Source organism: Pseudomonas syringae CC1557, assembly GCF_000452705.1.
Classification (GTDB): Bacteria; Pseudomonadota; Gammaproteobacteria; order Pseudomonadales; family Pseudomonadaceae; genus Aquipseudomonas; species Aquipseudomonas syringae_F.
In genome coordinates this window covers 4,079,319-4,100,067 of sequence record NZ_CP007014.1, presented here as the reverse complement: position 1 = coordinate 4,100,067, position 20,749 = coordinate 4,079,319, and the positions used below count along the sequence as shown (strand labels likewise).

Sequence of the window (20,749 nt, the reverse complement as noted above, 5' to 3'; positions counted from 1 at the left end):
GTCACGAGTTCCGCGTTGCGTGACAAATTGTCGCAACTGATCTTCAGGCGAGTAATATGTGTGCCCTGACCTTACCCGCCGAACGGTTTCGGCATGGCCTGATTGAGAACTGGCTACAAGAAAAAACATAAGAAATGAGCCAGGCTGCCCGCCTCGGTCGACGTACAGAATCAATGAGTAGACGAAAAAGGCGATTAGAGAAAATGACCAAGACTTCGCGACCTTTATACATTTCCTATGCAGGGCCATCACTGCTGGAAATGCCCCTGCTGAACAAGGGCAGTGCCTTTACCCCGCAAGAGCGGATCGAATTCAATCTGATCGGGCTGCTGCCGCAAAACGTCGAGACCATCGAAGAGCAGGTCACCCGGGTCTACAGTCAGTACAAACAGTGCGCGAGCGATCTGGACAAGCATATTTACCTGCGCTCCATTCAGGACAACAACGAGACGCTGTTTTTCCGTCTGCTGGATTCGCATCTCGACGAGATGCTGCCGATCATCTATACGCCGACGGTGGGGCAGGCGTGCCAGGAGTTTTCCAAGATCTACCGCACCCATCGCGGCCTGTTCATTTCCTATCCCGAGCGCGACCGCATCGATGACATCCTGCGCAGCGCCACCAAAGACCGGATCAAGATTATTGTCGTGACCGACAGCGAGCGAATTCTCGGCCTGGGCGATCAGGGCATTGGCGGTATGGGTATCCCGATCGGCAAGCTGTCGCTGTATACCGCATGTGGCGGGATAAGCCCGGCCTACACCTTGCCTATCGTGCTGGATGTCGGCACCAACAACCGCGAACTGCTTGACGACCCGATGTACATGGGCTGGCGTCACGAGCGCGTAACCGGCAAGGAATACGAAGATTTCATTGCACTGTTCATTGATGCCGTACAGCGTCGCTGGCCTGATGTGCTGTTGCAGTTTGAAGATTTCGCCCAGTCCAACGCCATGCCGTTGCTTGAGAAGTATCGCGACGAGCTGTGCTGTTTCAACGATGACATTCAGGGCACCGCGTCGGTTGCCGTGGGCACATTGCTGGCGGCCTGCAAGGCCAAGAATGAAACCCTCGGCCAGCAGAAAGTGGTGTTTGTCGGCGCGGGTTCGGCAGGTTGCGGGATCGCCGAGCACATTATTGCGGCGATGCGCATCGAAGGGCTGAGCGAAAGCGAAGCGCGCCAGCGTATTTTCATGGTTGATCGCTTTGGTTTGCTGACCGAGGGCATGGATAACCTGTTGGACTTCCAGCGGCGTCTGGCGCAGAAAACGGCTGACGTATCTGGCTGGATCGCGGGTGACGAGGTATTCCCGCAGTTGCTTGATGTGGTGAGCCATGCCGGGGCGACGGTGTTGATCGGCGTCTCTGGCCAGCGTGGTCTGTTCACCGAGCAGGTCATTCGCGAGATGCACAGGCATTGCGCCAAACCGTTGGTGATGCCGTTGTCGAACCCGACCTCCAAGGTCGAGGCAACACCGGAAGAAATCCTGCGCTGGACTGACGGCAATGCACTGGTCGCGACCGGAAGCCCGTTTGCGCCGGTCGAGATCAATGGTCGGACTGTACACATCGCCCAGTGCAACAACTCCTACATCTTCCCCGGGATCGGCCTCGGCGTAGTTGCCTGCAACGCATCGCGTATCACTGACCGGATGCTGATGGCGGCGTCCAATGCGCTGGCCGAATGTTCGCCGATGGTCACCGGGAAGGGCGATGCGGTGCTGCCTCCGCTCAAGGAAATCCAGCAGGTCAGCCGCAAAATCGCTCTGGCCGTTGCCAGGGAGGCTCAGGCCGAAGGGCTGGCGCTGGAAACCACAGAAGAAGCGCTGCTCGATGCAATTGAGCGCAACTTCTGGCTGCCCGGTTACCGTGCCTATCGACGCCGCTCGGTCTGATTGGCTCCCTTCTGATAAAAAACGCCTTCGCAAGCAGAGCGGAGGCGTTTACAGGACGAAATTTCCGACTTTGGAGATCACATTTTCCTACGGTGAAATAAGCTTCATTCAGCCCTGACGTTGCACGTTTTTCACATAAAATTGATGACGCACTGCCTACAGTGCGCGCCATTGGGGAGTTGCCAGGCTCCTGTTGCGCTCGATGAATACTAATTAGATTAAGCAGACCACAATGCCGACACCCAGAACTGTTCGTCCAGAGGTTGTGACCCTACTTGCCAGTGGCTTTCTGTTATTGGCCTTCAATATCAATCTTTGGCAGCACCTTTTCGCAATTACCAGCTCGGATGCCAAAGGTATCGCCATGCGCGTTGCCTTTGGGTTGATGATTTTTTGCGTGTTCAATATTGTTCTGACGCTGTTGGCGTTCCGGCGTGTGTTTAAACCAGTGCTGACGTTCCTGTTTATGGTCAGTGCCGGTGTTGTTTATTTCATGACCGAGTACGGCGTCATGATTGATGCGGGCATGTTCCGTAACTTTGCCGAAACCAACGCGACCGAAGTTCAAGGTTTGCTGTCCTTGAAGCTGGTTTTGTATATCGCGTTATTAGGCCTGTTGCCATCGCTGATACTGTGGAAGACCCCGATCACTTATCGTCGCTGGCACCGCGAACTGTTCAGCAAGCTTGTGGTTTGCGTGGTCTGTTGCGTCGCGATCGGCGGGGCGGCGATGGCCAACTATCAGGGTTTGTCCTCGTTGTTTCGCAATCACCATGAATTGCGTCTGATGGTCGTGCCGAGCAATTATATTGGCGCTGCCGGGGGGTATCTGCGTGAGCAGGTCGTCTCTGCTCAGCGTCCATTCGTGAAAATCGGTGAGGACGCCAAACGCTCGCCTGACTGGGCGACTCATGCGCGCAAGTCGCTGACCGTACTGGTGGTCGGCGAAAGTGCCCGTGCCGAGAACTTCGGGATACTCGGCTATGGCCGTGACACCACTCCCAAGCTGAACAAAGAGAGCGGGTTGGTGGCGTTTACCGATGTTTATTCCTGTGGCACCGAAACCGCAGTGTCAGTGCCTTGCATGTTTTCCAATATGGGACGCAAGGACTACAACGCGACCGTGGCGCGTAATCAGGAGGGCGTGCTGGATGTATTGCAGCGCGCAGGTCTCGACGTCATCTGGCGCGACAATCAGTCCGGCTGCAAGGGGACTTGTGACCGTGTAAAGTTCCAGGATGTCAGCAACCTCAAGGATCCGTTGTTGTGCAACAGTCACGAATGCCGGGACGAGATTCTGCTGCAGGGCTTGCAGGCCTTTATCGACAGTCTTGACAAAGATACCGTTCTGGTCTTGCACCAGATGGGCAGTCACGGGCCGGAGTACTTCAAGCGTTATCCCAAAGAGTTTGAAAAGTTCACGCCTGTGTGTGAGAGCAATGCGCTGAACAATTGCAGTCGGGACACTATCGTCAATGCTTACGACAATACGCTGCTGTATACCGATCATGTGCTGTCCAGCCTGATCGATCTGTTGCGCAAGAATCAGGACAAGGTCGATACCGCCATGATGTATCTGTCCGATCATGGTGAATCACTCGGCGAGTACAACCTGTTCCTGCACGGTACGCCGTATGTTATGGCCCCTGATCAGCAAAAGCATGTGCCCATGTTGATCTGGCTGTCGGATACGTATCAGAAGTCGTTTGCAGTCACTCCCGACTGTCTGGCAAAGCAGCGCAATGCGCCGTTGAGCCAGGACAACCTGTTTCACTCGATGCTGGGGCTGTTGAAGGTCGACACCAAGGTTTATAACCCGAGCCTGGACATGTTTGCGGCGTGCCGCAGTGGGGCGGGCACGGCTGACTAGGTAGCGCTCGTGCCACACATCTCTCCCTTTCCAGCCTGTCATTTGCATGAAGATCGGCCAGACGTGGACGACAGACGCGCGATAACCTTCAATGACGATATATACTGCGCGCCATTGTTCAAGGGAGAGCCGTGTGGCCATCGATATTCACTGGATTCGCGACGACGACAGCCTCGCCCTGCATTGCGCACAATGGCAGTCACTGCCTTTTGTCGCGCTCGACACCGAGTTCATGCGGGTCGACACCTTCTACCCGATAGCCGCGCTGCTGCAGATTGGCGACGGTAAAAGCGCCTGGCTGATTGATCCGCTGCTGATCAACGACTGGCGACCACTGTCTGCGTTGCTTGAAAACCCCGACGTCATCAAAGTGGTTCATGCGTGTAGCGAAGACCTCGAAGTCCTGCTGCGCCTGACCGGCAGCTTGCCGGTTCCGCTGTTTGATACGCAATTGGCAGCCGCTTACCTGAACCTCGGGTTTTCCATGGGCTATTCACGCCTCGTGCAGGAGGTGCTCGACATCGATCTGCCCAAGGGCGAGACCCGTTCCGACTGGCTGCAACGCCCGTTGTCGGAGACGCAGATCAGCTACGCGGCCGAAGATGCCGTACACCTTGCCGAGCTGTTCGCCATCCTGCGGCCGCGCCTGTCCGACGACAAATACGCCTGGCTGCTGGACGACGGTGCGGAGCTGGTTGCCAACCTGCGCCGTGAAGTTGACCCGTACGAGGTCTACCGCGACGCCAAACTGGCCTGGAAGCTGTCCCGCGCGCAGTTGGCGGTACTGCGCGAGCTGTGCGCCTGGCGCGAGCGCGAGGCCCGTGCCCGCAACCTGCCGCGTAATCGCATCGTGCGTGAACATTCGCTCTGGCCGCTGGCCAGGACCCAGCCGGATAACCTCGGTGCGCTGGCCCGGATCGAAGACATGCACCCGCGAACCGTGCGTCATGACGGCGAGTTCCTGCTGGAGCTGATCAAGACGGCGAGCAGCCTGCCGCCGGAAGAGTGGCCGCCTGCGCTGCCCGAGCCGCTTCCGGTCGACGCCGCCGGTTCAATCAAACGCCTGCGTGCGATCGGCCAGCAATACGCCGAGAAAATGGATATGGCGCCCGAGCTGATGCTGCGCAAGAAGACCCTCGAAGCCTTGCTAAAGAGCGGCTACCCCGACGGTCCTTATCAATTACCCGATTCGTTGCGTGGCTGGCGTCGCGAATTGATGGGTCAGGCGCTGCTCGACAGCCTGGCCACCCCCGGAGAACAGTCTTGAAGCGTATCTGCTCGATTTATCGCAGCCCGAAGAAAAGCGAGATGTACCTTTACGTACTGAAGAGCGACGTCCTCAAGCGCGTGCCACCAGAACTGCTGGTGGCGTTCGGCAAGCCGGTTCATGCTTTCGATCTGGTGCTGAGCCCGGAGCGGGCGCTGGCGCGCGAAGATATCAATCTGGTGCTGGAGAACCTCGACAGCCAGGGCTATCACTTGCAGATGCCACCGGCCGAAGACGAGTATATCGAGCACTTGCCCGAAGAACTGCTGCGCCGCAACGACCCAATGTGATTGTGGCTGTTGTTGTCAATCGAGTTGTAAAGCGGCCCGCATCGGTTGTGGGTTGCCTGTCCCGTTTTTAAGGTTTCTGAAACATGCGCGTCCTGATTGCCGAGCACGATTATCCCGTTTATACCCAATTGTTGCGCAAGGCTGCGCCCGAGCTGGAAGTCTTCAGCAGCGGTGACTCCGCCGAGCTCTCGCGGATGGCCAGCGACTGCCCGGTGTGGCTGGGACAGCCTGACCTGATGGCCAATCTATTGCGCCAGGGACACAAGCCGCAGTGGTTGCAATCCACCTGGGCGGGGATCAACCCGCTATTGATGGGCGGCCTGTCGCGGGATTATCGCCTGACCCGTGCGGTGGGAATTTTCGGTCAGGTCATGGCTGAATTCGTTTTGACCTACATGCTCGGCCACGAGCGTGAGGTACTGGCGCGCTTGATGAGTCAGGTCGAGCGCAAGTGGGACAACCGCACCGGGCAAAGCCTGGCGGGCCGCAAAGCGTTGATCGTGGGTGCCGGTGATATCGGCCAGCGCGTCGCCGAGTTCCTTGTCCCGTTCGGCGTGCAGGTGTACGGCGTGGCTTCTGCTGCGCGCACCCAGCAGCCGTTCATTGAGGTGGCTGCGCTGTCCGACATCGAGCGCCTGCTCGGCGAAATGGACTACGTCATTAATCTGCTGCCCAATACCCCGGACACTCACGACCTGTACGACGCGAAGCTGTTCGCCACCTTCAAGCCAACGGCGCTGTTCATCAACGTCGGGCGCGGCGTGGCGGTGGTGGATGCGGATCTGGTCGAAGCATTGAGGGTAGGGCATCTGGCGGGCGCGGTGATTGACGTCTGTCGCCAGGAGCCGTTGCCACAGCGGCACCCGTTCTGGACAGCGTACGGTCTGCTGCTGACCGGTCACAGTTCGGCACCGACATCACCGGTCGCCATGACCGAGCTGTTCGTGCATAACCTGAACGCGTTTCAGGCCGGAGAGGCCTTGCGCGGAGAAGTGGATTTCTCGCGCGGATATTGAGCCTGTTGTGAACGAGCCGACGCATCAGGTCGGCTCGCGGTCTTCTACTGCAGAAAAATCAATTACAGCGAAAAATCACCTTCAGCCGCCAGTTCTGCCAGTGGTTTGCGCGGGCTAGGCACTTCGCGACCTTGCAGGTACTCCGGCAGCGTTGACTTGTCGCCCAGCTTGCCAATCGCCACGGCCGCATGCAGTGCATAACCCTCTGGAATATTCAGCTCCCTGCGAGTCAGATCCTGATCGAAACCGGCCATGCCGTGGGTGTGCCAGCCGCTCAAACTGGCCTGCAACGCCAGATAACCCCACGCCGATCCGGTATCGAACGTGTGCCACAAGGCCGGGCCTTCTTCTGTCGCGCCGGGCGCGGTGAAGGTGGTCTTGGAAATGACGATCACCAAGGCCGCAGCATGCTGCGCCCAACTGCGGTTGAACTCGTTCAACAGACCCAGATAACGCTCCCAGTTCGGAGTGTCGCGACGCGCATACAGAAACCGCCAGGGTTGTGAGTTATAGGCCGACGGCGCCCAGCGTGCGGCTTCGAAGAAGCTCAGCAGGGTTTCCTGATCAATGCTTTCGCCGCTAAAGGCACGGGGCGACCAGCGTTCGGTGAATTGCGGGTCGATAGGGTGGTCGGCGATGCGAGGGTTTGTGCTCATGAAAAATCCTTGAAAGCGAAGGTGGAAAACGAGCGTGGCTGTATGGGCCGTGGTCGGCAGGCATCGACTGAACGCATTGGGAAACGCGTTAACGCTACTGTTTTGCCTTCTGGCTGACAAGTCCCGGCTACCGACAGTCGCAAGGGCTTGGCCCGCACCCTTTGTGCCTCTAGACTGGCGGCCTTTTCATTATCGATACCGTTGTCCGAACCATGGCCGCTACCGTTGAACCCTTCTGGATTCGCAAGACCCTCGACCAGCTCAACACCGAGGAGTGGGAGTCGTTGTGCGATGGCTGCGGTTTGTGTTGCCTGCAAAAGCTGGAGGACGAGGAAGATAACAGCGTCTATTACACGCGGATTGCCTGCAAGCTACTGGACCTGAAGACATGTCAGTGTTCCGATTATCCGAACCGTCGAGCGTCGGTGCCGGACTGCATTCAACTGACGCCGGGTCAGGCTGATGAATTCAAATGGCTTCCGCCGACCTGCGGTTATCGTCTGGTCAGCGAGGGCAAGGATTTGCCGCACTGGCATCATCTGGTATGTGGTGATCGCACGGCTGTGCATCACGAACGTATCTCCCAGTCCGGCCGTATGCTCAGTGAGAACACGGTGGCCGAAGACGACTGGGAGGATTACCTGATATTTCGCGCAGGTTGAACGCTTAGACGACCGGCTTGGGCTCGGTCAGCGATTCTACGCCTTTGGCAACGGTGTCCTTGACGGCATTTTCTGCATCATCCTTGAGGTTGCTCAACTCGGCACCGGCGCGTTCGATGGTCGAACGAGCGTTTTGCAGATCGCTACGGCCTTTTTCCATCAGGCTTTTGGCCGAGCAATGACCGCTAATGCCGCGAGCCAGCGCTGCGCCGCCGATGGCCAACTGGATCAGGCCCAGGAAGCCGCCACGACGGACGCCTTTGCCCATCAGCAATACGCCGCCTGCCAGCGAGCCGATACGCTCCCAGCCTTGAACGTTTTGACGAGGGTTTTGCTGAAGCAGTTCAGGTGTGTCGATGCGTTCGATGATCGGTGTGTCGCGCATGATGGCTCTCCATGAGGTAGTAGTTCGGAGGTAGCAGATTCGGTTCAGAGAAACTGACTACCCACGAACAACACAGGTTCAATGCTTTTGTGTTAGCGGTCGTTCAGCGGATCAACTTTTTCGCGACCGAACTGCGGGCCTGAACGGGTATTGATCCCCTTGGCCATGCGGTCGTAGAGCACAACGTTGACCGTGGCCGCCAGATTCATGCAACCCTCGGTGGGGATGTAGACCACGTCCTCACACCAGTCACGGATATCCTGATCCAGCGAACCGTCTTCCGGACCGAAAATGTACAAGGCCCGATCAGGGTGCGTGTACTCAGGGAGGGCGCGGGCACCGTCCACCAGTTCGACCGCAACCGGAATGCAGCCCAGTGGCAGGATGCTCTTGAGGTCTTCGATGCCGATCAGCGGAATGTCCTGATGGATTTTCTTGGTGTCGGTGATGAAGTCCCGGGCGCGCTCATAGCGTTTACCGGTATAGAACACCGACGCCACGCCGTAGCAGCCTGCCGCGCGCATCACGGAGCCGACGTTTTCCGGGGACTTGGGGTTGTAAAGACCGATGCAGGCATACCGTTTGTTGGCCACGGGGAGGGTGCTCTGGAGAAAACCGGGGATTATACGGCAGGCTTACTGCAATGCCATTTGCATTTCCGATGTCTAAAACCACATCCGCAAACCGACCACCAGCCGCGCCTCGGCAACATCGTCGCCTTCTTCGCGAGCGTACTCGGCAGTCTTGCCGTAGGACCGGTCCCAGGTCACGCCCACGTAGGGCGCAAACTGTGGCGTGACTTCATAGCGCAGCCGCAGGCCGAATTCGCTGGTAGACAGGCCTGAGCCATTGCCGCGTTGCGGGTCATTTTTGCCGTAGAAATTCAGCTCTGCGGTGGGCTGCAGCACCAGATTGTTGGTCAGCAACAGGTCGTAGTCGGCTTCGAGGCGTGCAGAGGTCTGCCCGGCTTCGCCAAAGAATGCCGTGGCTTCGACATCCAGGTCCGAAATCGCCTGCCCCTGAAGACCAAAAGCCGCCCAGGTTTGTGGCGCGCCGGGCTTGAAGTCCTGGCGTGCTCCAGCGACTACGTCCCACGACGGGCTGATGGCATGGCCCCATAACGCCTGTATTTCCGCCTCTTCAGTCTTGCCATTGGTCCGCTCGCCTTCCGAGCGCAGCACCAGACGGTCGATATCGCCGCCAATCCAGCCGGACAGGTCCCAGGCCAGCGCGCTGCCGTCGTTTGCGTTCTGCCATTCCAGCTTGTCGGCCAGAAAGTAGCTGTTGATGGCGCTGTCGTGAACCTGATGCCCGGTATGGCTGATGTACACCGCAGCCCGGTCTGCATCGGTGATGGGCGGAATCGGCGTTCGGCTTTGCGCTGGTGCGTCGTTGCTCTCAGCGGCGTCCATCGGCATCGAGTGGCTGCCATGATCCATGCCCTCCATGCCGGCTGCCAGCGTCGCTGCCAAAGGCGTCATGGTCAGGCCTGCGCCCAAGAGCAGGATTGGCAAGCAGCGCGAATTGCGCGATCCATTCAACGGTAAGGTCTTCATTCTTCCACCCGCACTTCGCGAAACATGCCCATTTCCATGTGATACAGCATATGGCAGTGATACGCCCAACGGCCCAAGGCATCGGCAGTGACGCGGTAGCTGCGGCGCGATCCCGGTGGCATGTCGATGGTGTGTTTGCGCACCAGGAACTGGCCATGCTCGTCCTCGAGATCGCTCCACATGCCGTGCAGATGAATCGGGTGGGTCATCATCGTGTCGTTGACCAGCACGATGCGCACCCGCTCGCCGTATTTGAGCGTGACAGGTTCGGCGTCGGAGAACTTCACGCCGTTGAACGACCAGGCGAATTTTTCCATTTGCCCGGTCAGGTGCAACTCGATAGTGCGGCCGGGCTCGCGGCCGTCGGGGTCCTGGAAGGTACTGCGCAGGTCGGCGTAGGTCAGGACTCTGCGACCGTTGTCCCTGAGACCGATGCCCGGATCATTGAGCTTTAGCGAGGTGCTCATGGCCTGCATGTCTACCAGCGGATTGTTGTTTTCGCTTTCCGGGTGCGACTGCATGGCAGGCATTGTCTGCATCGGCATCTTGCTGTGGTCCATGCCCGGCATTGAGTCATGGCTCATGTTGCCGTGATCCATTCCTGCCATGCCGATATCCGCCATGCTCAACAGCGGGCGCGGGTCGAGAGGCGGGATGACGGCTTGCAAACCCGGTTTGCTGGTCAGAGTGCCGCGGGCGTAGCCGGTGCGGTCCATTGACTGGGCGAACAGCGTGTAAGCGCCGTCAGCCGGCTCGACGATGACATCGAAGGTCTCTGCGACTGCGATGCGTAGCTCATCGACGACAACCGGTTTGACGTACAGGCCGTCGCTGGCGACCACGGTCATTTTCAGGCCAGGGATGCGTACGTCGAAATAGGTCATCGAGGAGCCGTTGATAAGGCGCAATCGAATCCGCTCGCCGGGTTTGAACAGTCCGGTCCAGTTCATGTTCGGCGCCTGGCCATTCATCAGGTAGGTGTAGGTCGCGCCGCTGACATCTGCGAGGTCGGTCGGGTCCATCCCCATCTGCGCCCACATCGCGCGCTCGGAGGTGGTTGCGCTCCAGCCTTTCTCGCTGACGTCGTTGATGAAGTCGCCGACGGTGCGTTTGTTATTGTTGTAGTAATCCGACTGTTTCTTGAGCTTTTTCATGACCTGCGCAGGGTCTTCGTCAGTCCAGTCGCTGAGCATGACCACGTGTTCGCGCTCATAGCTGAACGGCTCCGGCTCTTTGGCGTCGATCACCAGCGGCCCGTAAACCCCGGATTGCTCCTGAAAGCCCGAATGGCTGTGATACCAGTACGTACCGTTCTGCTTGACCTTGAAGCGGTAGACGTACAGGCCGTCAGGCGCGATGCCGTCAAAACTCAGCCCCGGAACACCGTCCATGTTGGCGGGCAGGATGATGCCGTGCCAGTGAATGGATGTGGTTTCGTCGAGGCGGTTTTTTACCCTAAGGGTGACGGTGTCGCCTTCTTTCCAGCGCAACAGAGGGCCAGGGACGCCGCCATTGATGGTCTTCGCGGTTTTGGCGCTACCGGTGATATTGACCGGGGTTTCGCCGATGGTCAGGTCGAATTCCGTACCGGTCAGCTCGTCAGGCTGCCCAGGATTCGGGAGCGCCCATGCCGGGCTGCGCCAAAGTCCCAGCCCGCCGAGGACGCCGCTGGCGGCAAGCCCTTTTACAAAGGTTCGTCTTGATGTTCGGGTGGGCATGGCGAGGTATCCGGTCAGGCGCGTGGCGGGCTAAAAGGGTAGGCAGACAGGTAGGGCGGGAGACGCATTTGTGCGGAGGGCTCCCGTTATTGCGGTCCGAAGGTGAGGTTACTCATCCTTCTTCATCAACCCGGCCAGTGCGGCGAACGGGTTGTGGGTGGCCTTGGCGGTTTTTGGTGTGCTCAGCGAGCCGTCGGCGAAGTATTGCTGATCGGTGTAACGCGAATGCTCGTTATCGTGGCAATACAGGCACAGCAACTCCCAGTTGGAGCCATCCTGCGGGTTGTTGTCGTGATTGTGGTCGCGGTGGTGCACGGTCAGTTCGCTGAGGCGCTTGCCGGCGAATTCGCGTGCACAACGACCGCAGACATGCGGATACATGCGCAGCGCCTTGTCGCGGTAACCCATTTCTCGGTCGCGCTGGGCGTCTGCGAGGATGCGGTCCAGCTTGGCAGTATGGGAAGGAGGGTTGGCCGTGCTCATGGTGTCACCTGTGCGTGTGCGCATGGAAAGCGGAATGTCGGCAAGTTTAGCGCCTGATCGGCAAACTCACACCTGCTGGGAAAGTAATTGGCCGTCGACCATGCGCAGGCGCTTGGACAACGAGATGGCCAGCGCCCGGATGATCTTGGCGGCAATCTTCGGCGCGTCGTCAAGCATCTTGTCCAGTGAGTCGCTGCCCAGTACCAACAACTGGCAACTGGTCGAGGCAATACAGCTGGCCGAGCGGCGTTCTCCATCCAGCACCGCCATTTCGCCAAAGGCACGGCCGCGGCGCAACACCGCTATTTCCACCTGCTGACCATCACCGGCAAGCTTCTGCACAGAGACGGTGCCCTGATGGATGATGCACATGAACGTGCCGGCATCGCCCTCGGCAAAGATGGTTTCGCCCTTTTCGATATCGGTGATGCTGAAATACCCGGCAACGGTGAAGAAATCGCCGGGCAGCAGTGTGTCGAACAGGCCGCAATCCAGCAGCATGTCGCGAATGGCATTGTTCAGGTTGGACAGTGGTTCTGACATGTTCGGTCTGGTAATCCTGACGAAGGGGCAACTCCGCTGCCCCCAATCCTAGTAAGACAGGTGATTCACACCAAGTTCATTCGGGAATCTGCAATACCTTGAAGATAAACCCGTACTCCAGCGCAACGTCACGCAAGCCCTGATAGCGACCGCTCATGCCGCCATGACCCGCACCCAGTTCGGTTTTGAGCAGCAGCAGGTTGTCATCGGTCTTGCGTTCGCGCAGTCGGGCGACCCATTTGGCGGCTTCCCAGTACTGCACACGGCTGTCGTTGTAACCGGCAATGACCAGCATGGCCGGGTAGGCCTGAGCGCTGACATTTTCATATGGCGCGTAGGCCTTGATGCGTTCGTAGACTTCAGGTTCCTGTGGGTTGCCCCACTCATCGTATTCCGTGACAGTCAGCGGCAGCTCCGGGTCGAGCATGGTGTTCAGCACATCCACGAACGGCACTTCGGCAATCGCCGCCTTGAACAGATCGGGACGCTGATTGAGTACGGCGCCGATCAACAGGCCGCCTGCGCTGCCGCCGCTGATTACCAGTTGTTCGGCAGTGGTCAGCCCTTGAGTGATCAAGTGTTCGGCGCAGGCAATGAAATCGCCGAAGGTGTTTTGTTTGTGCTCCTGCTTGCCGTTGCGATACCAGGCCTCGCCCAGTTCGCCGCCGCCACGTACATGGGCGATGGCAAATGCCACGCCACGGTCCAGCAGACTCAGGCGCGCGTGGGAAAACCACGGATCAAGGCTTTCGCCGTAAGCCCCGTAGCCATACAGATACAGCGGGGTAGCCGTGCCGACCAGTTCGCGCTTGACCACCAGGCTGATCGGCACCTGAGTGCCATCGCTGGCGGTGGCCCACAGGCGCTGGCTGACGTAGGCATCGGCGTCAAAGGTGCCCAAGACCGGGGTTTCCTTGAGCACCACTTGCTCGCCGGTCGCCAAGGTGAGCTGCCGTACCTGTGCCGGGCGGTTCAGCGACTGGTAGCGCAGACGAATCCTGTCGCTGTCGAACTCAAGCGTGTCCTGTACATACAGGCTGTAGGCAGCGTCCGGCAGTTGCACGCGATAGGTTGGCAGATCCTGTGGGCGTACTTCGATCACCGGCAGGCCGCCTTCGCGCAGGCTGAGGCTGATGCCTTTGGCGTTGAGGCTGACGCCTTCGAGCATCACCTGCTCGTCATGCGCCACCAGCGTCTGCCAGTCATCGCGAACCGGCACGCCGTCGGCCTTTTCCGCCGCGTGGTACAGCGCGAAGTTGATGCCGCTCTGATTGCTGCGGATGAACCAGCTCCAGACGCCATCGAGCAGGCCGTGATCCGGGTAGTATTCGTGGCCTTCCATACGCGGCGCCAGGCAGGTGAAGGCCTGCTCGGGGTGATCGGCATCCAGCACCCAGGCTTCGCTGGTGGTCTTGCTGTTGAGCAGGATGACCAATTGGCGCTCGGAGCTGGTGCGGAAACAATGCAGAAAGAAACGGCCGTCCGGTTCGTCGAACACCAGCTCTGCCGAGTCTTCGCCCAGCGTGTAGCGGTGCAGCTTGCCTGGACGATGGGTGTCGTCCAGCTCACCGAAAAACAGCGTCCGGCTGTCGTTGGCCCAGGTCATGCTGCCGTCGCAGTCTTCAAACGGCAGGCTGCTGACCTGGCCGCTGCTCAGTTCCTTGACGAACAGCTGATAGACCTCATCGCCACTGGTGTCCAGGCTGTAGGCCAGACGCTGGTGGTCAGGGCTGATGCTGAACGCACCCAGCGAGAAGAAGCCGCCGTTGGCCATTGCGTTAGGGTCCAGCAGCAGTTCTTCGCGGCTTTCGTCCACGGTGTTGGAGTCGTCGGCCGGACGCGGGCAGCGGTAGTGCCGGGCGTATTCGTCGCCTTCGGTGGTGCGGGTGTAATAAAGGTACGGACCCCAAGGGGAGGGCAGTGACAGGTCGGTTTCCAGAATGCGGCTTTTGATCTCCTGAAACAGGCGTTCGCGCAGTTCGGTCTGATCCGCCAATTGCTCTTCCTGCCAGGCGTTTTCGGCCTTGAGGTAGTCGAGTACCTCGTCGGTGTCGCGATTCTGCAGCCAGGCATAAGGATCGGCACCATCGGCCTTGCGAGCCATGGGGGCGCTGGAGGTTGCATTCGAAAAGGACATGCTGGGCTCTCTATAAAGGCATCAATAACGGAAATATCGGTACACGCTGAACTGATTACTGAAGCGAGGCAAGCCGCGTCAGGCAAAAGCCGTTATCATAAGCGCCTCTTTACCTGCCTTACCACGGACGTCATGACCGAAAACGACTATCTGATCGCCTGGAGCGTCTACGCCTTCGCCGCATTGGGGTGCCTGCTGGTGTGGTTCCTGATGACCCGCTGGATGTGGCGGTATCTCAAGGAACCCTTGCTGGTCGCGGTCGCGGTGCTGCTGTTCACGCCGACCATGGTCGATCCCGCCAAGGATGCGATGGCGCCGGCCATTGCGATTACCGCGCTGGACCTGATGTTCAAGGTCGGCAGCAATGTCTGGGCGGCTTTATCGGATCTGGCCATGTATGGAATGTTCGCTTTCTGTGCGTACCTGCTGTTTGTGCTGATCCGCTGGCCGATCGAGCGCAGCCGCAAGGCACGTCAGCCTCAGCCGGTCGCTCAGCCCGCCGAAACAGACCCTGCCGACGAGCCGTTTGCCGAGGATGACTCGTTCGCGCGCCGATCCGCTGCACCCCTTCCTCCGGCCAGAGGCACGCGGGTAGAACCGCGGTTGTAGATCCCGCTTCGCTGGCAGCGCCGTACATTCGGCGTCTGACCTGCCGCAAACGTCTTGAAGCGAGAACCCGAGCATGTGTGAACTACTGGGCATGAGTGCCAATGTCCCGACCGATATCGTTTTCAGCTTTACCGGGCTGATGCAGCGCGGCGGCCGTACCGGCCCGCATCGCGATGGCTGGGGCATTGCGTTCTACGAAGGCCGGGGTCTGCGCCTGTTTCAGGACCCGGCGGCCAGCAGCGAGTCGGAAGTCGCGCAACTGGTGCAGCGTTACCCCATCAAAAGCGAAGTCGTGATTGGCCATATTCGTCAGGCCAATGTGGGCAAGGTCTGCCTGTCCAACACCCATCCTTTTGTGCGTGAGCTGTGGGGTCGCAACTGGTGCTTTGCACACAACGGCCAGTTGGCTGACTTCACTCCGGGCGTCACGTTCTACCGGCCAGTGGGCGATACCGACAGCGAAGCGGCATTCTGTGATGTGCTCAATCGTGTCCGCGAAGCATTCCCGGAGCCGGTCGAGATCGAAGAATTGTTGCCCTCGCTAATCCAGGCCTGTACTGAATACCGCAGTAAAGGCGTGTTCAATTGCCTGTTGAGCGATGGCGACTGGCTGTTCTGCTTTTGCAGTACCAAACTGGCGCACATAACCCGCCGGGCACCTTTTGGTCCGGCCAGGCTCAAGGATGTCGACGTGATCGTCGATTTTCAGGCCGAGACCACACCGCATGATGTGGTGACAGTGATTGCAACCGAGCCATTGACCGAGAACGAAAACTGGAACCGCTACGAGCCGGGCCAGTGGAGCCTCTGGCGCAAAGGCGAGTGCGTGGTGCAGGGATCAGTCGAGACAACCGGACAGTAGTGGTGTCTACCCAGACATACCGGATAAATGGAAAAGAGGGATATTGATGCTGCGAAGTTATCTGCGATTGGTCCTGTTCACCCTGGGCCTTCTGTTCGGAGTACAGATTCCGGGCTTTATCAGTGATTACAGCAAACGTGTCGAAGCGCATCTGATCGAGGCTCAACAGGCGGTCAAGGGTTATACCGCTTCAAAGGCGATATACAGGCGCTGATTCAGCACTATCGCGACAGCGAAGACCCTGTTTTCCGAACCGATGCAGACAACATCGATACCTTGATGAGCCGTACTCACATTCTTGAACGCCAGTGGCTCGGGCTTCAAGGGCCGTGGTATGCCAAAGCCGTCTTTGTTGCCACGTCTGCCGATCCGGACATTCGTCGCGAAACGTACAACGGCTACACGTGGCAGGTGCTGCTGGCCCCTGAAGTGATCGCCTGGGGCATCATCACCGCATTGTTGCTGGCGCTGATGATCGAGAGTTTGATGTTGTTGCTCGGCTGGGTGGTCAGTGGCGGACGGCGCAAACCGCAACTCGCCAGGGACCGCCACTGACTGCAGGCACACACGACTCAATGGGAGTCATCGGTTGGGCAGAGCCGCCGATGACCGCCATGCACAGCAGTCGAAATGTCCTTACTTCGCCAGGTAACGCATGCCTTCCTCCAGCCCGCGCAGGGTCAGCGGGTACATCTGGCCTTCAATCAGGTCGCGCACGATATGCGTGGACGTGGTGTAGTCCCAGGCATCCTTGGGGTAGGGATTGATCCAGATGAGCTTCTTGAATTTGGCCATGAAGCGATGCATCCATACGTATCCCGCTTCTTCATTCCAGTGCTCGACGCTGCCGCCGGGCTGGGTAATCTCGTAAGGCGCCATTGAGGCGTCGCCAATGAAGATCACTTTGTAGTCAGCGCCGTATTTGTGCAGCAGGTCCTGGGTAGAGGTTCTCTCCGAACCACGGCGCAGGTTGTTCTTCCACACGGATTCATAAATGAAGTTGTGGAAGTAGAAATACTCCATGTGCTTGAACTCGGTCTTGCAGGCCGAGAACAACTCCTCGCAAATCTTGACGTGTGCGTCCATCGAGCCGCCGATGTCGAACAGCAGCAAGAGTTTGATGGTGTTGCGTCGCTCGGGGCGCATCTGAATGTTCAGCAGGCCTGCGTCGCGCGCAGTGTGATCGATGGTGCCGTCGATATCCAGTTCGTCCGCTGCGCCCTGGCGGGCGAATTTGCGCAAACGACGCAGCGCCACCTTTATGTTGCGCGTGCCCAATTCAACCTGATCATCCAGGTTCTTGTACTCGCGCTGATCCCAGACCTTGACCGCCTTGCCCTTGCGTTCGCCTGCATCGCCCACCCGGATGCCTTCCGGGTTATAGCCGCCCGAGCCGAACGGACTGGTGCCACCGGTGCCGATCCATTTATTGCCACCGGCATGCCGTTCCTTCTGTTCTTCCAGGCGCTTCTTGAATTCCTCGATGAGCTTGTCGAGGCCGCCCAGCGACTGGATTTGCGCGCGTTCCTCATCGCTCAGCGAGCGCTCGAACTCCTTGCGCAGCCAGTCTTCCGGTATCAGCGCCTGCAAGTGATCGTCGAGCTTTTCCAGACCGTTGAAGTAGGCACCGAAGGCCCTGTCGAACTTGTCGAAATGGCGCTCGTCCTTGACCAGAATCGTGCGCGCCAGAAAGTAGAACTCATCAATGTCGGCAAAGATCACCCGCTGTTTCAGGGCGTTGATGAGGTCCAGCAGTTCCCGCAGGGACACCGGCACCTTGGCCGCACGCATTTCGTTGAACAGGTTGAGCAGCATGGCTGTCGCCCTTTTAGGTAACAGGGTGGATAAAGGCGATCAACGATTGCCGCGACGGCTCATGAATGCCAGTCGTTCCAGCAGGTGCACATCCTGCTCGTTCTTGACCAGAGCTCCGGCCAGTGGCGGGATCGCCTTGGTCGGGTCTCGCTCGCGCAGTACGGCTTCGCCGATATTGTCGGCCATCAGCAGCTTCAGCCAGTCCACCAATTCGGACGTCGAAGGCTTCTTCTTCAGGCCGGGCACTTTGCGCACGTCGAAGAAGACGTCGAGCGCTTCGCTGACCAGGTCTTTCTTGATGTCCGGATAATGCACGTCGACGATGCGTTGCAGGGTCGCGCGGTCCGGAAAGGCGATGTAGTGAAAGAAGCAGCGGCGCAGGAAAGCGTCCGGGAGTTCTTTTTCGTTATTGGAGGTAATGATGATGATCGGCCGCTTTTTGGCTTTGATCGTTTCATCGATCTCGTAAACGTAGAACTCCATCTTGTCGAGTTCCTGCAACAGGTCGTTGGGGAACTCGATATCGGCCTTGTCGATCTCGTCGATCAGCAGAATCACGCGCTCGTCGGATTCGAACGCTTCCCAGAGCTTGCCCTTTTTCAGGTAATTACGCACATCGTGAACCTTGTCGACGCCCAACTGCGAGTCACGCAGACGACTGACCGCGTCGTACTCGTAAAGACCCTGATGCGCCTTGGTCGTGGACTTGATATGCCAGGTAATCAGCCGCGCGCCGAAAGACTCGGCCAGTTGCTCGGCCAGCATGGTCTTACCGGTGCCGGGCTCACCCTTGACCAGCAGCGGACGCTCCAGCGTGATCGCCGCGTTGACCGCCAGCTTCAAATCATCAGTGGCGACGTATGCCGGGGTGCCTTCGAACTTCATGGATCAATCCTCTCGCGTGGCTGCGCATGGCCTGACGGCACGCACGCCGTGATATGGGCAAGCAATGCCGGACTATAACGTGGCGGCCTGATGGCTGTGAACGCAGACGCCTCATTCAGTTCTTGAATGGTGCGTCACGCTGTGACCGGGTCAAAAAATTGTAACGTTGCGTCCGGTATAGCTAATTTGGCTATATTGTTCGGGTCATGTCGACCAAATACAGATTCAGGGATAGATACAGGATTCAGTTGGGGGAAAAGGACCACCTGCCGCCGCATGTTCATCTGACGGGTGGCGGTCTGGATGTCCTGATTTGTCTTGAGAGGGTAGAGCCTATGCGCGGACACGCCCCTGCTGTTGTGTTGAGAGAGGCCCTTGAATGGATACGAATTCACCGTGACGAACTGATGGAGGAATGGAAACGATGGCATCCATGAAACGCCCCCGGATCAAGGACGCTCAAGCGTTGGCCGGTCACCGGCTGGCGTTGACGTTCATCAATGATCAGCACTATGTCCTCGACATGAGCGCCGATGTGCAGGCGTTTCCGGGGCTGCAACCCTTGCAGGCCGAAGACGCCTTCGCTCAGGCGCAGGTGGGCGACGATGGCTGGACCGTCGAGTGGCCGGAGCTGGATATACAGATCGGTGCCGATACGCTGTATCTCGATGCCCAGGCCCAGGCCGCCACCGATGAAAATACGCGTATTTTCATCGGCTGGCGGGCCCGTACAGGTTTGCCTCTGGCTCAGGCCGCTCAAGCGTTGGGCGTTAGCCCCCGCAGCATCACCCGCTACAGCAACTCCCGCGAAGCCACGCCCCGCACCCTTGCGCTGGCGTGTCTGGGCTGGGACGCGTTGCAGCAGGAATTACAGGTGGCCGAAAGTCGGGGCGTGTATAAGGCCGACAAGAAAGGCCATTAGGAACCCTTGCTGCTCTCATACCGCGCATTGAACGCCTGAACAAAGGCATTGCGCAGGATCTGCAAAAAGGCCTGGAAGCCGCTGATGTCCTGTTGATGAACATTGCCGCTGAGGTCGACGCGGGTGGCGAACTGGTTCTCGCGCTGGTTTTTCAGCACGGTTTCGCTGGTGCCCACCAGCGCTTCCCAGACCGAGCGGAAGATGCCTTTGTCCTTGTTTTCGACATCCTGCTGCCAGTTGAAGACCTCCACATTGCGCAGCAACGGTTTGATGTAGCCGCTCAGCTGACCCTTGTTGGCCTGCGCCTCGATAACGATGTCGCCTTCACCGGCGTTGAAGTCGAACTTGCCGTAGGCCGACGAGAAATCATTGAGCTTCTTGAGCTGGATACCCGTGGCGCGCAGGCGGAAGTCGAAATCTTCAAAATTGCTGAACGGATCGAATTTGGCCGTGCTTTCCAGGTTGGCCTGGCCCAGCAGGCGCGCCTTGCCTTTGAACTCGGCATCGCGGTTGCCTTCGACGTCCACCACGTTGGTCAGGTTGTAAAAGCTGGCATTCACCTGATCGGCGTCGATTTTTACCTTGGGCTTTGAACTGAAGTTATTGAAGGTGATACGTCCGTTGTTGATCCGCACTTCGTTGAGGGTAATCGGCAACAACTTGTTCATCTGCGTGCGCCAGTCGGTGCCCTGACCGGTCTGCGACGCTTGTTTGTTGTTGCCGCCGTCGACGAAGTTGATCTGCGGATCAGTGAACAAGGCTTCTGCCACCACAGCATGGTCGTTCCACAGCGAATTCCAGCTGACCGCCAGTTCGATCATCGGTGCGTCGACGAAGGGCACCGGGACCTTGCCGTCGACCTTGACGATCTTCAGCCCCTTGATCCGATAGGCACCGCGCCATAGCGCCAGGTCCACGTCAGTGATCTCGCCTCGGTAATCGCCCATGTCGGCGAGTTTGTCGTTGAGATAGTCGCGTACCAGATAGGGCAGGGCGATATTAAGGGCGATCAGCAGCACGACCAGAGCGGCCAGCGTCCATAGCGGCCAGCTGTAGCGACGTTTCATGACATGACTCTCCTGTTTCAATGAAAGGATTGACTGCGCGCGCGGTCATCCGTTCGCTCAGACTGGACGCCCATCGGCTGGCGGCATAGGCTTTGTTTTTTAACCGATGTG

At 58.6% G+C, this 20,749-nt stretch carries 21 protein-coding genes and 1 pseudogene; 11 read left to right on the top strand and 11 right to left on the bottom strand.

From position 1 onward, the window contains the following. Window positions 1-203: 203 nt before the first annotated feature. From N018_RS18030 to N018_RS18010, 5 genes are all read left to right on the top strand, one after another. A complete protein-coding gene (locus N018_RS18030) occupies window positions 204-1,895 on the top strand; it encodes an NAD-dependent malic enzyme (RefSeq protein ID WP_025390396.1) in 1,692 nt (563 codons plus the stop codon). A gap of 232 nt (window positions 1,896-2,127) precedes the next feature. Then, a complete protein-coding gene (locus N018_RS18025) occupies window positions 2,128-3,765 on the top strand; it encodes a phosphoethanolamine transferase (RefSeq protein WP_025390395.1) in 1,638 nt (545 codons plus the stop codon). Window positions 3,766-3,898: 133 nt separating this feature from the next. Beyond that, window positions 3,899-5,032, top strand: coding sequence for a ribonuclease D (gene rnd / locus N018_RS18020; RefSeq protein ID WP_024644476.1), 1,134 nt, complete (start codon window positions 3,899-3,901; stop codon window positions 5,030-5,032). Further along, window positions 5,029-5,322: a YcgL domain-containing protein gene (locus N018_RS18015; protein WP_024672396.1), complete on the top strand. Its 294-nt coding sequence runs from the start codon at window positions 5,029-5,031 to the stop codon at window positions 5,320-5,322. The genes rnd and N018_RS18015 overlap by 4 nt, the downstream gene beginning before the upstream one ends. Before the next feature lie 83 nt (window positions 5,323-5,405). Then, complete coding sequence (locus N018_RS18010; protein ID WP_025390394.1) at window positions 5,406-6,338, top strand: D-2-hydroxyacid dehydrogenase; 933 nt, start codon at window positions 5,406-5,408, stop codon at window positions 6,336-6,338. Between the two features lie 62 nt (window positions 6,339-6,400). Here N018_RS18010 and N018_RS18005 read toward each other — a convergent pair whose 3' ends face one another. Then, window positions 6,401-6,994 carry a nitroreductase family protein gene (locus N018_RS18005; RefSeq protein ID WP_024644479.1) on the bottom strand — a complete coding sequence of 198 codons (594 nt, stop codon included), beginning with the start codon at window positions 6,992-6,994 and terminating at the stop codon, window positions 6,401-6,403. A gap of 212 nt (window positions 6,995-7,206) precedes the next feature. On the opposite strand from N018_RS18005, the gene N018_RS18000 reads away from it, so the two are divergent. Beyond that, on the top strand, window positions 7,207-7,656 hold the full coding sequence (locus tag N018_RS18000) for a YcgN family cysteine cluster protein (RefSeq protein ID WP_024644480.1): 450 nt from the start codon (window positions 7,207-7,209) through the stop codon (window positions 7,654-7,656). 4 nt (window positions 7,657-7,660) lie between these two features. Here the strand turns inward: N018_RS18000 and N018_RS17995 are convergent, their stop codons facing one another. The 7 genes from N018_RS17995 to N018_RS17965 form a co-directional block, all read right to left on the bottom strand. After that, entirely contained in the window at window positions 7,661-8,041 is a 381-nt protein-coding gene (locus N018_RS17995; RefSeq protein ID WP_025390393.1) for a YgaP family membrane protein, read from the bottom strand. A 92-nt stretch (window positions 8,042-8,133) separates the two neighbouring features. Next, window positions 8,134-8,634 carry an RNA methyltransferase gene (locus N018_RS17990; RefSeq protein WP_025390392.1) on the bottom strand — a complete coding sequence of 167 codons (501 nt, stop codon included), beginning with the start codon at window positions 8,632-8,634 and terminating at the stop codon, window positions 8,134-8,136. Between the two features lie 72 nt (window positions 8,635-8,706). Next, window positions 8,707-9,582 (bottom strand): copper resistance protein B, encoded by an 876-nt coding sequence (locus N018_RS17985; protein ID WP_025390391.1) that lies wholly within the window; start codon window positions 9,580-9,582, stop codon window positions 8,707-8,709. 11 nt (window positions 9,583-9,593) lie between these two features. Further along, window positions 9,594-11,315 (bottom strand): copper resistance system multicopper oxidase, encoded by a 1,722-nt coding sequence (locus N018_RS17980; protein ID WP_025390390.1) that lies wholly within the window; start codon window positions 11,313-11,315, stop codon window positions 9,594-9,596. Between the two features lie 108 nt (window positions 11,316-11,423). Beyond that, the gene (locus tag N018_RS17975) at window positions 11,424-11,798 is read right to left on the bottom strand and encodes a YajD family HNH nuclease (RefSeq protein WP_002552611.1); all 375 of its coding nucleotides are present in this window, start codon (window positions 11,796-11,798) and stop codon (window positions 11,424-11,426) included. A gap of 66 nt (window positions 11,799-11,864) precedes the next feature. Further along, on the bottom strand, window positions 11,865-12,341 hold the full coding sequence (locus N018_RS17970; RefSeq protein WP_025390389.1) for a cyclic nucleotide-binding domain-containing protein: 477 nt from the start codon (window positions 12,339-12,341) through the stop codon (window positions 11,865-11,867). 76 nt (window positions 12,342-12,417) lie between these two features. Further along, window positions 12,418-14,478: a S9 family peptidase gene (locus N018_RS17965; protein WP_025390388.1), complete on the bottom strand. Its 2,061-nt coding sequence runs from the start codon at window positions 14,476-14,478 to the stop codon at window positions 12,418-12,420. Between the two features lie 132 nt (window positions 14,479-14,610). Here N018_RS17965 and N018_RS17960 point away from each other — a divergent pair, with 132 nt between their 5' ends. The 3 genes and pseudogenes from N018_RS17960 to N018_RS17950 all read left to right on the top strand — a co-directional run bounded on the left by N018_RS17960 (window position 14,611) and on the right by N018_RS17950 (window position 16,504). Further along, window positions 14,611-15,087 (top strand): hypothetical protein, encoded by a 477-nt coding sequence (locus N018_RS17960; protein WP_024672386.1) that lies wholly within the window; start codon window positions 14,611-14,613, stop codon window positions 15,085-15,087. A gap of 73 nt (window positions 15,088-15,160) precedes the next feature. Then, the gene (locus tag N018_RS17955; protein WP_024644488.1) at window positions 15,161-15,949 is read left to right on the top strand and encodes a class II glutamine amidotransferase; all 789 of its coding nucleotides are present in this window, start codon (window positions 15,161-15,163) and stop codon (window positions 15,947-15,949) included. 46 nt (window positions 15,950-15,995) lie between these two features. Beyond that, window positions 15,996-16,504: pseudogene (locus N018_RS17950) on the top strand (DUF2937 family protein). A gap of 81 nt (window positions 16,505-16,585) precedes the next feature. Here N018_RS17950 and N018_RS17945 read toward each other — a convergent pair. Beyond that, a complete protein-coding gene (locus tag N018_RS17945; RefSeq protein WP_024643298.1) occupies window positions 16,586-17,764 on the bottom strand; it encodes a vWA domain-containing protein in 1,179 nt (392 codons plus the stop codon). 39 nt (window positions 17,765-17,803) lie between these two features. Further along, window positions 17,804-18,649 carry an AAA family ATPase gene (locus N018_RS17940; protein WP_024643299.1) on the bottom strand — a complete coding sequence of 282 codons (846 nt, stop codon included), beginning with the start codon at window positions 18,647-18,649 and terminating at the stop codon, window positions 17,804-17,806. Between the two features lie 206 nt (window positions 18,650-18,855). Between N018_RS17940 and N018_RS26730 the strand changes: the two genes are divergently transcribed. Further along, on the top strand, window positions 18,856-19,086 hold the full coding sequence (locus N018_RS26730) for a DUF4160 domain-containing protein (RefSeq protein ID WP_080274867.1): 231 nt from the start codon (window positions 18,856-18,858) through the stop codon (window positions 19,084-19,086). Next, the gene (locus N018_RS17930; RefSeq protein WP_024643301.1) at window positions 19,083-19,571 is read left to right on the top strand and encodes a DUF2442 domain-containing protein; all 489 of its coding nucleotides are present in this window, start codon (window positions 19,083-19,085) and stop codon (window positions 19,569-19,571) included. The genes N018_RS26730 and N018_RS17930 overlap by 4 nt, the downstream gene beginning before the upstream one ends. Here the strand turns inward: N018_RS17930 and N018_RS17925 are convergent. Then, window positions 19,568-20,638 carry a DUF748 domain-containing protein gene (locus N018_RS17925; protein WP_024643302.1) on the bottom strand — a complete coding sequence of 357 codons (1,071 nt, stop codon included), beginning with the start codon at window positions 20,636-20,638 and terminating at the stop codon, window positions 19,568-19,570. The genes N018_RS17930 and N018_RS17925 overlap by 4 nt on opposite strands. Window positions 20,639-20,749 lie beyond the last annotated feature (111 nt).

What these genes read in the sequence shown, in the direction of transcription:
- N018_RS18030 (WP_025390396.1), top strand. Translation starts at nt 204, where the DNA reads ATGACCAAGACTTCGCGACCTTTATACATTTCCTATGCAGGGCCATCA.
- N018_RS18025 (WP_025390395.1), top strand. Translation starts at nt 2,128, where the DNA reads ATGCCGACACCCAGAACTGTTCGTCCAGAGGTTGTGACCCTACTTGCC.
- N018_RS18010 (WP_025390394.1), top strand. Translation starts at nt 5,406, where the DNA reads ATGCGCGTCCTGATTGCCGAGCACGATTATCCCGTTTATACCCAATTG.
- N018_RS18005 (WP_024644479.1), bottom strand. Translation starts at nt 6,994, where the DNA reads ATGAGCACAAACCCTCGCATCGCCGACCACCCTATCGACCCGCAATTC.
- N018_RS18000 (WP_024644480.1), top strand. Translation starts at nt 7,207, where the DNA reads ATGGCCGCTACCGTTGAACCCTTCTGGATTCGCAAGACCCTCGACCAG.
- N018_RS17995 (WP_025390393.1), bottom strand. Translation starts at nt 8,041, where the DNA reads ATGCGCGACACACCGATCATCGAACGCATCGACACACCTGAACTGCTT.
- N018_RS17980 (WP_025390390.1), bottom strand. Translation starts at nt 11,315, where the DNA reads ATGCCCACCCGAACATCAAGACGAACCTTTGTAAAAGGGCTTGCCGCC.
- N018_RS17975 (WP_002552611.1), bottom strand. Translation starts at nt 11,798, where the DNA reads ATGAGCACGGCCAACCCTCCTTCCCATACTGCCAAGCTGGACCGCATC.
- N018_RS17970 (WP_025390389.1), bottom strand. Translation starts at nt 12,341, where the DNA reads ATGTCAGAACCACTGTCCAACCTGAACAATGCCATTCGCGACATGCTG.
- N018_RS17965 (WP_025390388.1), bottom strand. Translation starts at nt 14,478, where the DNA reads ATGTCCTTTTCGAATGCAACCTCCAGCGCCCCCATGGCTCGCAAGGCC.
- N018_RS17960 (WP_024672386.1), top strand. Translation starts at nt 14,611, where the DNA reads ATGACCGAAAACGACTATCTGATCGCCTGGAGCGTCTACGCCTTCGCC.
- N018_RS17955 (WP_024644488.1), top strand. Translation starts at nt 15,161, where the DNA reads ATGTGTGAACTACTGGGCATGAGTGCCAATGTCCCGACCGATATCGTT.
- N018_RS17945 (WP_024643298.1), bottom strand. Translation starts at nt 17,764, where the DNA reads ATGCTGCTCAACCTGTTCAACGAAATGCGTGCGGCCAAGGTGCCGGTG.
- N018_RS17940 (WP_024643299.1), bottom strand. Translation starts at nt 18,649, where the DNA reads ATGAAGTTCGAAGGCACCCCGGCATACGTCGCCACTGATGATTTGAAG.
- N018_RS26730 (WP_080274867.1), top strand. Translation starts at nt 18,856, where the DNA reads ATGTCGACCAAATACAGATTCAGGGATAGATACAGGATTCAGTTGGGG.
- N018_RS17930 (WP_024643301.1), top strand. Translation starts at nt 19,083, where the DNA reads ATGAAACGCCCCCGGATCAAGGACGCTCAAGCGTTGGCCGGTCACCGG.
- N018_RS17925 (WP_024643302.1), bottom strand. Translation starts at nt 20,638, where the DNA reads ATGAAACGTCGCTACAGCTGGCCGCTATGGACGCTGGCCGCTCTGGTC.